11 protein-coding genes are annotated in these 11,752 nt (G+C 47.2%); 1 reads left to right on the top strand and 10 read right to left on the bottom strand.

From position 1 onward, the window contains the following. Positions 1 to 4: 4 nt before the first annotated feature. Entirely contained in the window at positions 5 to 1,315 is a 1,311-nt protein-coding gene (locus GJR95_RS32310) for a serine hydrolase domain-containing protein (RefSeq protein ID WP_162389792.1), read from the top strand. Between the two features lie 206 nt (positions 1,316 to 1,521). On the opposite strand, the gene GJR95_RS32305 is transcribed toward GJR95_RS32310, so the two are convergent. The 10 genes from GJR95_RS32305 to GJR95_RS32260 all read right to left on the bottom strand — a co-directional run bounded on the left by GJR95_RS32305 (position 1,522) and on the right by GJR95_RS32260 (position 11,742). Continuing rightward, complete coding sequence (locus tag GJR95_RS32305; RefSeq protein WP_162389791.1) at positions 1,522 to 1,695, bottom strand: hypothetical protein; 174 nt, start codon at positions 1,693 to 1,695, stop codon at positions 1,522 to 1,524. A gap of 84 nt (positions 1,696 to 1,779) precedes the next feature. Further along, a complete protein-coding gene (locus tag GJR95_RS32300; RefSeq protein ID WP_162389790.1) occupies positions 1,780 to 2,073 on the bottom strand; it encodes a hypothetical protein in 294 nt (97 codons plus the stop codon). Between the two features lie 54 nt (positions 2,074 to 2,127). Continuing rightward, on the bottom strand, positions 2,128 to 2,526 hold the full coding sequence (locus tag GJR95_RS32295) for a response regulator (RefSeq protein ID WP_162389789.1): 399 nt from the start codon (positions 2,524 to 2,526) through the stop codon (positions 2,128 to 2,130). Positions 2,527 to 2,914: 388 nt separating this feature from the next. Next, a complete protein-coding gene (locus tag GJR95_RS32290; protein WP_162389788.1) occupies positions 2,915 to 5,188 on the bottom strand; it encodes a tetratricopeptide repeat-containing sensor histidine kinase in 2,274 nt (757 codons plus the stop codon). Positions 5,189 to 5,431: 243 nt separating this feature from the next. Then, a complete protein-coding gene (locus GJR95_RS32285) occupies positions 5,432 to 7,018 on the bottom strand; it encodes a Na+/H+ antiporter (RefSeq protein WP_162389787.1) in 1,587 nt (528 codons plus the stop codon). 193 nt (positions 7,019 to 7,211) lie between these two features. Continuing rightward, a complete protein-coding gene (locus GJR95_RS32280) occupies positions 7,212 to 7,940 on the bottom strand; it encodes a hypothetical protein (protein WP_162389786.1) in 729 nt (242 codons plus the stop codon). Between the two features lie 286 nt (positions 7,941 to 8,226). Next, positions 8,227 to 9,042, bottom strand: a complete 816-nt coding sequence (locus GJR95_RS32275) for an alpha/beta fold hydrolase (protein WP_162389785.1) — start codon at positions 9,040 to 9,042, stop codon at positions 8,227 to 8,229. 293 nt (positions 9,043 to 9,335) lie between these two features. Next, a complete protein-coding gene (locus GJR95_RS32270) occupies positions 9,336 to 9,695 on the bottom strand; it encodes a hypothetical protein (RefSeq protein WP_162389784.1) in 360 nt (119 codons plus the stop codon). Between the two features lie 113 nt (positions 9,696 to 9,808). Then, on the bottom strand, positions 9,809 to 10,531 hold the full coding sequence (locus GJR95_RS32265; protein WP_162389783.1) for an alpha/beta hydrolase: 723 nt from the start codon (positions 10,529 to 10,531) through the stop codon (positions 9,809 to 9,811). Positions 10,532 to 10,614: 83 nt separating this feature from the next. After that, entirely contained in the window at positions 10,615 to 11,742 is a 1,128-nt protein-coding gene (locus GJR95_RS32260; protein ID WP_162389782.1) for an alkene reductase, read from the bottom strand. Positions 11,743 to 11,752 lie beyond the last annotated feature (10 nt).

The following is an 11,752-nucleotide window of genomic DNA, read 5'->3' as shown; positions in this document are numbered from 1 at the left end:
TGCCATGAACCGTTATCAAATCGCCCTATTAATTCTGATTTCGTGTACCCTTTCCGAAACGAATGCCCAATCAAAAGCAAAAATCCTAACAGAAGCAGCTCCTGAAGCCGCCGGGTTTTCCCCTGCCAGACTAGCCCGATTGGACGCAAACATGCAGGATTGGGTCCAACAGAAATGGGTTAATGGTACTGTGGTCCTGATAGCCCGTCATGGCAAAATTGTTTTTTACAAGGCGCGTGGATACAATGATCCAGATACGAAAGCTCCGCTGGACAAAACCGGCATTTTTCGGGTAGCCTCCCAAACAAAAGCGCTTACGACAGTGGCCGTCATGATGCTGTGGGAAGAAGGGAAATTTTCGCTGGATGATCCAGTTTCCAGATTCATTCCTACTTTTGCCAATCAAAACGTGCTGGCTACCTTCAACCTCAAAGACACCACCTACACCACCGTTCCGGCTAAACGAGCGGTCACCATTCGCGATTTGCTAACCCATACCTCGGGCTTGGGTTACCCAGGAATCGGTACTCCATCCGAAATGGCCATTTATGCGAAAAGCCATATGACAGGAGGGGTTGGCGTCGAGGTCAACGGGCAAACACTCGCCGAGGCCATGACTCGTTTGGGCAGTTTGCCGCTTTTTTTTCAACCCGGACAACAATGGAAGTATGGGTTAAATATGGACGTATTAGGGTATTTAATTGAGAAGTGGTCAGGCTTATCCCTTGAGGATTATTTCCGGAAACGGATATGTGAGCCCCTTGGGATGAAAGACACTTATTTTAACGTGCCACCCGAAAAGGCCCATCGACTGGTCAATTTTTTTCTGGGCGATTCTACCGGGCGAATACAAAAGCAGAACTCGGTTTTTGGTGGCGCACTCAAGATGAATTACCCACTCCAGAAACATGGGTATTTTTCAGGGGGTGGCGGTTTGTCAACTACCCTTTATGATTACGCTATTTTTCTACAGATGTTGTTAAATGGTGGGCAATACAATGGCGTGCGTCTGTTGGCTCGCAACACAGTGCGCCTAATGACGATGAATCAAATTGGCGACCTGAGTCCCAATGTAGGTGATCATGCCGCCGACAATAAATTCGGGTTTGGTTTTTTGGTTATTTCTGAAAATGGAAGCCGGTTTACGCCCAGTCAGGCGGGTACTTATTCCTGGGGTGGGGTGTTTTCCACCTCGTATTGGGTTGATCCTAAAGAGGATATGCTAGTATTGATTTACCGGCAAATGTGGGGGCCATACGTGGCTACTACAGATAAAGTCTTTAAGCCATTGGTCTATCAGGCGATTAACGATTGATAAATAAGTCGATTTGGCAGTCTTCAGATTGACTTGACAATCATTACTATTGATTTATTCTACTGATTTCTCTTTCCCACCCTGATACCGTTCAATTAAACGTCCGAATAATTTATGGACCCCGTTAGCGCTTTTCAACAACTGGTTACATCAATCTACGATTAAAGGTCTACTAAGTTCAGTAGCTTAAATACAAATTGACTAGTTTATTCTCGATCGAAGGTCTGTTCTGTCATTCGCAGGGCATCATCAAGATATTCATCACCCTCGTCCGAACTGTCATCTACAGATGGTTGAGCACCCTCTTCGGGTGGCTCGTTCGAAAAGCTAATGTGGTGATGCGTGCGACCGACTGTCGATATGGAAAAAGATAAGTTCATGGGAAGTCTGCGTTTTGCGTAATAAACAGTTATGAAATAATGTACCTCCATTTGTAGTTAGTCCGTCATGGGACCGACAAGCCTCTAGTTCAAGGAGGGGTACCATTCAAATTGAAAGCAGGAACAATCCCGATAGCAAAAGACGAGTTGGCCCACTCGCTCAAGCATTTCATCCAATTGCTGACGGAGCTTGCTGAGTTCATCAGCACAGTCAAAAAATATCACCTCATTGCTGGTAGGCTCTACCACATGAGCTATATAACACCCAGCTGACGACCGCTGTCGGGTGAGATTGGCATGCAGGCAGATTAAATACTCATAACCTTCTTCTTCCAGGATAAGGAAATATACGTCCTGGTATAGTGTTGGTTGAGACATGACTCCATTTGTTTAGACGTCTTTATTAATTTGATACCAACGTAGCGGCCTTTCTCAAAGCCACAGCCGACCAATAAGTCGAACTTGATTGACGATGTCGAGCATCGTCATGGGTTTGCTAAGAAAAGCATTCGCTCCCGCTCCATAGCATCGATCTCGATCAACCGATGCCGACGACGTTGACAGCACCACAATCGGTAGGGCTCGATGTTGATTAGCCTGTCGAATTTGCTTTATTAGCTCATGGCCTGACAGGATGGGCATATTCAAATCTGTAATCAGAAGCTCGGGCGACCTGTTGCAAGTACCAAGATAGGTCGAAGCTTCTTCACCACTGGCCATATAAAGTACTCTGACAGAGGGAAAGACGGCTTCAAAGGCCTGTTGAAGCAGGTAACGGTCATCTTCATCGTCGTCCACGACCAGGACAGTGGGCGTTGGTTGGTGAGTCATCTTCGAGAGTGCGGAGAGTCATAATGGGAAGCTTACAAACAGTCGCGTGTCCATCCAATACTATAGTTACCTCAAACAGTAAGTGTGATAAAGCTACCGTTTCGGTGTTAGTGTGTTCAGGTGATGACTCCGATCCTTCTGGTTAGCTTATTACTTTTCTTGACTTTTTCAGTACGGTAAATAGTGAATTACTGAAATAGTATGCCAAAAGCTGTGCCAGAATGGTCGGACCAGATGATATGCGCTTTAATCGGCTCTGATGCCACCTAAAGCCAATAAATAAGCCCAACGGGCGGCTAAACGAAATTGGATAACTCCAAAATTTGATAGAAATCTGTGGAGTTCCTACAAAATAGTCACAGCCGATCAATTCGTTTATAATGCCGGCCTAACTGACTTCAGACTCTTTCACCATTTTATCCAGCGAAAAGTTAAGCCTAAATCGAACTCCGTTATTCTGACTAATGTGAAGATCCCCGTCGATCTGATGACTCAGCCCATTAATCAGGCTCATACCCAGGCTCCGACTCTGACCAGGATCGAAGTCAGTGGGTAAGCCAATCCCGTTATCAACCATTAGCAACTGGTAGTGTTGTCCCGCCAGTTTCTTCAGTTCGATGCTAATGAGCCCTGGCCGGTTGTTGGGGAAGGCATACTTCAGGGAGTTGGTCACCACTTCGTTGAGGATTAAGCCAATTGGAACGGCCAGCGTCGCATCCAGCTCCAGGGGGGTGATGTCAATCTGCTTCTGCACCGTGTCCTGGCGGTCAAATGAGTCGATGAGGTAGTCCACAATTTCGGTCACGTAGTCGGCCATGGGAATCACCGAGAGTCGGTCAGACTGATAGAGTTTTTGATGAATCAGGGCCATGGACTGCACGCGGTTCTGGCTTTCGCGGATGGCTGAGAGGGCGGCCCTGTCTTCGAGGAAGATGGCCTGGGAATCGAGCAGGGAGGTGATAATCTGGAGATTATTCTTGACCCGGTGGTGGATCTCTCTGAGCATCCAATCTTTTTCTATCAATAATTCTTCTTTTTGGCTTAGCACTTGTTCCAGAGATTGATTTTTCTGATCAATTACCAGTTGTTTGGCCTCCAGAATTTGCGAGCTGCGTTGTTTTAAACGGTACTGATTAAATCCTAGCCCCAAGAGTAATACTAATAGAATGGCACTGGAAATACTAAAGTTACGAGTAAGTTGTGCCGTTCTTAACTCTGCCTCTTGTATCTTAGTTTGATGCTGAAGTTGAAGTATGTTGTTTTCTTTCTCTTCGGTTCTATACTGTAAATCTAATTCCTTTATTTGTTTGCTGGTAATTTGCCTGGTAAGTGAATCTTTAAAATCTCGATACAATCGATAATGACGAATGGCTGATGAATAGTCAGCCAGTGCAGAATCCAGCTTGAACCAATTTAGTTGATTGGCAGAAAAATAAGAAAGACTGGGTTTTTCAATTACTAAATAATTTGAGTCCAGTAGCAATAGTTGTTGAGCAAGCTTATATTGTTTAGTTACCAAATAAAAAGGAATAATAGCATCATAAATGTATCTCCAACTTATAGAGGATGAGTCTAAGCTTTCGGAAAGTTTTAAGAGTCGTGTACAATGTTGCCTGGCTTGAAGCACCTGATTTGTTTTAGTATACATTTGGAGGTAGCTAACCTCTATGAAGATTTTGCTTGAATTATCGACAGGAAGATTGGATTTTGATATTTTTTTAAGCAGCGTTATTCCTTGCCCATATTGACTTAATTGGTAGTAACTAGCTACTAAATTTAAGGATATTATCAGTTCTGATGATTTATCCTTATGTTTCTGGGCGATAAGAAGTGCTTTGTGAAAATATAATTTTGCCGTTTCAAATTGCCTGAGTGCATCATAAACCAATCCTACCCGATTATAATAGGTGCCTAGCAAACTACTGTCGTTGCATTCTCTGGCTGTTTTCAGGGCCAATAAACCATATTGTATAGCCTGTTGGTAGTGGCCGGTGCGCCCTGAAACGAGCCCAATAAGATCATATACCTGATCCAGACGCTTAAAGCCAATAGACTTGTAGAGCGTTAATGCACTTTTTAAATCCCGTAATGATTCCGTGTAATCATCTCTTATCTGATATAAATCGCCCCGATATCGAAGTGCTCCGGCCAGTTTCTGCTTATCACCAACTTGCTGAAGAAGTGGAATAATTTTTTTATAATGTTCAATTTTCTGGTTAAGATCTTCACCTTCAATCGTATAAGTAAAAGAAAGGGCGACGTAGGCATCTGCCCGGTCATCGGCTGAACCGTATCGGTTGCATAAGTCAACCGCGCGTAGAGCAAATCGACGACTTTGTGGAATGTTACCTTTTTGCCGGTACCCATTAGCTACGGTTATATAGCTTCTTGCCCACCCCCGCGCATATTTCAACGAACGGCTGAGTGCATATGCCTGACGGCTAAATCGTAAAGTGGAGTCCGGCTTGCCGGCATCACTATACTCTAAATCACTATAAAGTCTGCTTATTGATAAGAGGAGTTTAACCCGATTAGTGTCAGCCCGGCTAACCTTTAGCAGCTTTCGTAAGCTATCAATCTTTGGGGAAATTGACTGAGCGTACCCTTGGTAGGCCGATACAATTGTAATGGCCAGAATGAGTATTAGTTTCTTTGATTTCATGTCAATCCCACTTTGAATAATAAGTCAATTTCTGAACCATACCCGCGCGTAAAAGACACGTTCTCCACCCTTAGCAAAAATAGGCCCAAAGTGAGCGAATATCCTATAAATCAATAGGTTTTGTCTACTTCTGCACAGGGCACACTAGTTCCAGGTTGACAAACCGGGTATTTGGGGGATTGCCTGTATAAAGGTCAAAAAGTATATAAAATTAAAAGATGGGGTCGGTCATGTAGATTGATTCTACAGTCGTTGCTCCTCCAGATCCAATTGTTCTTCCCAGTAGCGAATAACCTCTTCATCATAATCCTTCAGGTGACGGAGCTGGGTTAGCTTCTGACGCTGTATCTGAAGTAAGTCCAGCCGTATCCGGTGAACTTCTGCCTTATCATGGACCTGGTTACTGGTATCGGTCTCTCCCGGATGAGTAGCCAGTTTAGTGGTACGCTCTACTTCCTGCTGGAGTTGAGAAACCAGGGCATTGCGTTGGATTTGAAGCGAATAAACATCGCTTAAGCGACCTAAAGCTGCCATGGCGAGATGCCGGTGTACAATAGCCCGTTGTTCGGGTTTGGGCCGCAGATGATCCGGATCTTTAATACCCAGCCAACGAATCACCAAGGGTAGCGTCAACCCCTGGCCCACAAGCGTAACCAGAATAACAATAAACGTTATGATCAACAGTAAATTCCGTTGCGGAAAAGGTTGCCCACTACGGCTAATCACCGGAATCGACAGGGCCGCAGCTAATGAAACGACGCCCCGCATGCCCGCATAACCCAGAACAAAAGGCCCGCGCCAGTATAACCGTTTATCCGCAACGGTGATGAATCGGCTGATGAAGTGCGTGAAGGGAGAAACTAGTAGCGTTACAACCAGCCGAATACCAATCACCACCAGACTAATCAATAGCCCGTAGCGAACGGCCTGGTATAAAGAATACTCATCCAGGGCTTTACTGATGAGGGGCAGTTGCAAACCAATCAGCAGGAAGACCGTCCCGTTTAAAACGAAACCGACTGTATTCCAGGTACTTCTGGCCTGTTGACGGTTGTGGGAAATAAAGACGCGATTGCTTTGATACGAAAGCCATAACGTACCGCTAACGACGGCGATCACCCCTGAGCCGTGAATGACTTCGGCCAGCACATACATCACATAAGGGGTTATCAGCGTCAGAACCGTATGGGTGCCGGGCGTTATCACCTGCCACTTATAGACCATATAAAAGCCCAGGGCTACCAGTAGTCCGGCTCCTATCCCCAATCCGGTAACGAAAAGAAAACTGGCCAGAGCTTCATACCAAATAAAGATACCCGACTGCACCGCGGCCAGCGCAAACTGAAAAACGATTAGACTACTGGCATCATTAATCAGGCTTTCGCCTTCCAGAATGGCGGTCAGCCGACGGGGTAGCGATAGGTTCCGCAGGATAGACGTAGCCGCTACCGCATCGGGTGGCGATACAATACCACCCAGTAAAAAGCCTAACGCGAGCGTGAAACCAGGAATCAGAGCCAGTGATGCATAGGCGACCCCGCTGGCAGTCAGAAAAACCAGACCGATTGCCAGAAAACCAATGATGCGTCGCCATCGCCAGAAATCTTTCCAGGACGTAAACCAGGCAGCTTCACAAAGTAGCGGAGGCAGAAAAATAGTAAAGATGAGCTCAGGATTAACCGTTCCATGAGGCAAACCCGGAATAAAACTAATAACCAGACCACCCAGAACGAGAAGAATTGGATATGCGATCCGAAGCCGTTGACTCAGCGTAATGAGTAAACAGACAACCAGCAGCAATCCAATACAGAGCGATAGCAGATAGAGCATGGGAAAGTAAAGTTACAATGGGTCAACGCCTGAGTTAGACGCAATGAATTCATTAAACCTAATGGATGCCGGAGAGCTGGGTTGTGTTTTTTCGAGTCTATTTCTAGTTGACGTATATCTATATACGTATACAGTAGATGGGTTTATAAGTTGCTATAATCCCGTCTAGAGGCTTAGACTAATTTATCGCCGTTTACCTTATTTCCACCCGGTCAATATCAATCGTCACCAGTATCGGCTCGGGTTTAAAACTACCCTCTTCGTTTCGGGAATAAATACGATGAGTAAACGGTATCTGCAAACCCTGAATCGTCGTAAAGTTTGACATATACCGGACTGCTGATGCACCCGCTAGTATATCAACTTCATAGTCGTGCCGTTTGAGTAGACCAGCCTGATTGAAGTAAAAAATCTGCGTAGCCGTGTGGGTAGCAATGGATGAAGGAAAAGTAACTTGTAACCGACGCCAGATTTCTCCATTCTCCGGCCAAGTTTCCAGTTCGACCAGTTTAAAGCCGGGCAAGGTGAAACTGAACGGCGAGGTCAGATAGGTCCAGATGGCATACCCATTAAAATAAATCAGCTGTAGTTTATTCCAGGGCGTTTCTAAATGGTAACCGGCAAATGATTCACGGGGATGAATCAGTTCGTCCAATACCTGTCCTTCCTGGGTTTCAATCGCCACCCGGTCGGGTTCAAATATGCTTTGCTGATCCGCCGATACAAACTGAAAGTTTCTAAATCGCTGCTGATGAAGTTCAATCTGGCTCGTTACCTCACTTAATACGCCTTCCTGGCCCTTAATGGTCCAGATTACGCCCCCTAGTTTGTAATGTGTCTCCAGAATTTTGACCTGGCTCCACCTTTCTTTACCTCCGTGGGCGGCAATCGCCAACTCAACTAATTCTTTGCCGTCTTTCATGATTTTAGTAGTTTATAGGTTACAATTGCCAAAATGGCTTACGTTGGCAATTGCAACCAAACACCCTCGGCCTATTTTACTAACTTAACTTACTCGTAATGAAGGTCATATAAATGAATTTAACTGAGCGATTCCGCTGCTTCCAGAATAAAATCAGCCACCTGCTGACCATGCGAAGCCAGGGAGGGATGGCCCGCAGCTCTGCGCCCAACGCGTTTTTGTGGTGCAAGGACGGAGCCGGGTATGTAGCCTTTGCGCCCTCAATTGCGATATAAGTGCAAGGCTATCAGTTGGCGATACCGAGCAGGATCGTGGTGAGTTCAGTCGGCATGGACAGAAACGGGCAATGGCTGCTGTTGAGGGAGTAGATGTTTTTGATGCCGGCCGCAGCGACCATCCGTTTTTGCAGATTCAGCCCTATGGCGTGATCCTGCACGGTATGAACGTAGTACTTGGCAACGGAACCGAAGTTGGCAGCCGTCACGATTACCGGACTGGCGAACGGAATGGCCGGCTCGGCCCGATAGTTGTCAGCCACCGATTTTTTAATGGCATCCGATCCGTCCTGGATAAAAATGTTTATCAGGCTTTCGGCCTTAACGCCCAGCAAAAGGTGATCGGCTGATGGAACAAGGCCAGCACCGAGTAACGATGTACTGTCGGTGGACGTTAGGTCCAGCAGCGATTGGCCGGTGGCGGGCAGAAATGCCCCGACATAGACGAGCCGCTCGATCCGGGTCGGAATCTTCTCCGCCGTGGCCGTGATCACCATCCCGCCCATACTGTGGCCCACCAGAATCACGTTGCCGGGCAGGGCCGCAATCGCAGCGACGACCTTGTCCCGATATACGTCAATGGACAGGGTGGCAGGCGGGGTGTTATCCGCTCCGTGGCCCGGCAACTCTACCACAACTACCTTGTTGCCTTTTTGCTCCAACTGCTCCTTAACCGCTTGCCAGACGTAGGGGGCTTGCCAGGCTCCATGAACCAGTACATAGGTTTTGGCGACAGTGGGCGTGGCCGCGTCATTGTCGGAACAGGCCGAGACACTGAGCAGGGCTATCGTTGCGAAAGCCAATGCGAAAAAAATTGGATTTTTCATAATCTACTGATTTAGTTTACAAGGTTGAAATGATTGATCTTCAAGCATACTATTTTATTATCTATCTGACGATCATCGATATACCTCCGTTTACGATCAATTCGGCACGACTACAAACGAGGAATCGTCGGACACGAGAGCCAGGGCAATTTTGGCAATTTCGTCGGGTCGGCCGACCTAACCGAGCGCGCTTTGGGCGATGATTACCTGGTGCATGTTGGTCAGTTGTTGTTATGAAATACCCAGTTCAATCGTAACCTGATACAGAAGCTCCCGGTGCCGACTCGTGATTATCACGGTGGCTCTCTGTGCCACAAATTCCGTGGCCGTATCAGACCAATGTCGCTGGTGTTGCTCGTGATGAGCACGATTTTATACTGAAGACGATTTATACCGTTGTGGGTTGTCGAACTGTTCTGCCCACTTTGCGTTTCGATAGCTACCCGATCCGGGTCAAATACACTTCGTTGATCGGCTGATACGAAAGTAAGGTTCCTGAATTCCTGATGATGAAGTTCGATCCGGCTTGTGACGTCGCTTAATATGTCTTCCTGTCCCTTAATGGCCCAGATTACTCCAGCTAACTTATAATGAGTCGTCAAGGTATAAACCTGATCCCATCGTTGTTGTCCCCCGTGGGCTGCGATACCCATGTCAACTAATTAGTTTCCGTCTTTCATGTGCTATGTGAATTTATGGGTCGGTTGCCACCACGTAGATCAAATTGTTAATGGCAACCGACCCTAACTTTTTGGTAGTTTACTTTTTACAAAGTACTCACATAAGCTAAAGCCGTTTTCTGGATTGATTCGGCGGCTTCCAAAATAAAGTCAGCTACCTGCTGGCCATGCGAAGCTAAAGAAGCATGACTCGAATTGAGCGTAATCGTTTTTTGAGTTTTCATTCGTTCAGCCATAAAGGCCTCCGTTTCAGGGGGTATCATCCGATCTTGTTCCGAAACCTGATACCAGCTTGGCTTAACTTTCCAGGCAGGTATTCCGGATACATCACCAAAACACCTGGCCGCCAGTGGCTTTTGGGATATACCCATAACCAGAGCTTCTTCATCGGGAACGTCCTGGCAAAAATTTTCATGATACTGATCAAAATCGATCCAGAAATAGCTTTGGGCATCAAGTTTGAGCGAAGCTGCGCCCGGAGGGGCTTCTCGTAATGAAAAAATACCACCGGCTGTTTCGCCCTCATCGGGTGCAAAAGCGGCTATGTAAACCAGCCCCACCACGTTGTCTTCGTTGCCCACATTGGTGATCACCATGCCGCCATACGAGTGGCCAACCAGAAGCGTCGGCCCTTCCAGCGAATCGACCAGGTTTTTTGTTCGTTCAATATCCTCGGGTAAGGAAGTGAGTGGATTCTGAACGGCTCGTACCGTATACCCTTTGGCATGCAGTACAGGAATAACGTGTTTCCAATGGGAGCCATCGCCCCACGCGCCATGTACCAAGACAATATTTAGCTCCTTTTTCATATCAAATTTATTGTTAGTCAATTAGTTACCTGGAATTTTTACTATACTGTAACCTGAGTTTTCAGCCATTCGGCCAGTTTATGTCAATACGAAACGGCCTGCTGCTCGTAAAAGGGATAATCCGTATAGCCATGTTCATCCCCACCATAGAAAGACTCCCGGTGGTATTCATTCAGGGGAAACCCATGCCGAAGGCGGTCAGGCAAATCGGGGTTTGAGATAAAGTATCGGCCAAAAGCGACCAGATCGGCATCGCCTTTTTCCAGTATATCTTCGGCACTTTGCCCATCAAAACCACCAGCCGCAATAATAAGCCCGGTAAACACCTTGCGGAGTTGTTCGGCCGCCACTGGTCCCTCTCCTTCTTTATCCAGATAACTGCCCTTGATACGAGGCTCAATCAGGTGCAGATAGGCCAGCCTGAATTCGTTTAGCTGCTGGGTGGCATACGTAAATAAGGCCGTTGGATTACTGTCGGACATGGAGCCGAATGTACCACTGGGACCCAGGCGGACGCCCACCCGGTCGCTCCCCCAGACCGAAACCAGTGCATGCACAATTTCCATTAAAAAGCGGCTGCGATTGGCAAAAGACCCTCCGTATTCATCGGTGCGCTGATTGGCACCATCCTGCAGGAACTGATCGACCAGATAGCCATTGGCCCCATGCAATTCAACTCCATCGAAGCCAGCCTCTTGGGCTAGTACGGCTGCCTTACGAAAATCGTCGACCAAAACACGGACTTCAGCCGTTTCCAGAGCCCGGTTCAGGGTTGCCGGTTCCCAGCCGGTTGGTGTACAGACCAGGTCGTCCGGGTGTTCGACGACCGATGGGCCGACGGGTAAACTGCCACCGGGAATCAGATCCACATGTGACTGGCGTCCGGCATGATATAGTTGCAAAAAGATGATCCCTCCTTTCGCATGAACCGCCTGGGTTATTCGCTTCCAGCCCACTGCCTGCGCGGTGGTATAGATTCCCGGCGCATTGGCATAGCCATTGCCGTTGGGCGATACAATGGTCGCTTCGGCAATCATAAATCCCCCGGCTGTAGTCCGTTGGGCGTAATAGGTCGCCATCAATTCGTTGGGAATATTATCCGTTACCGTACGCATTCGGGTTAAGCCCGGCATAACGACCCGGTGCGCTAGCGAGAACGGTCCGAGATGAATGGGCGCAAAAAGTTTTGATTGATTTTGACGTGGTTGCATGGCCATCTGG

This window comes from Spirosoma endbachense (assembly GCF_010233585.1).
Taxonomy (GTDB): domain Bacteria; phylum Bacteroidota; class Bacteroidia; order Cytophagales; family Spirosomataceae; genus Spirosoma; species Spirosoma endbachense.
This window is presented reverse-complemented; position numbering and strand designations above follow the sequence as displayed.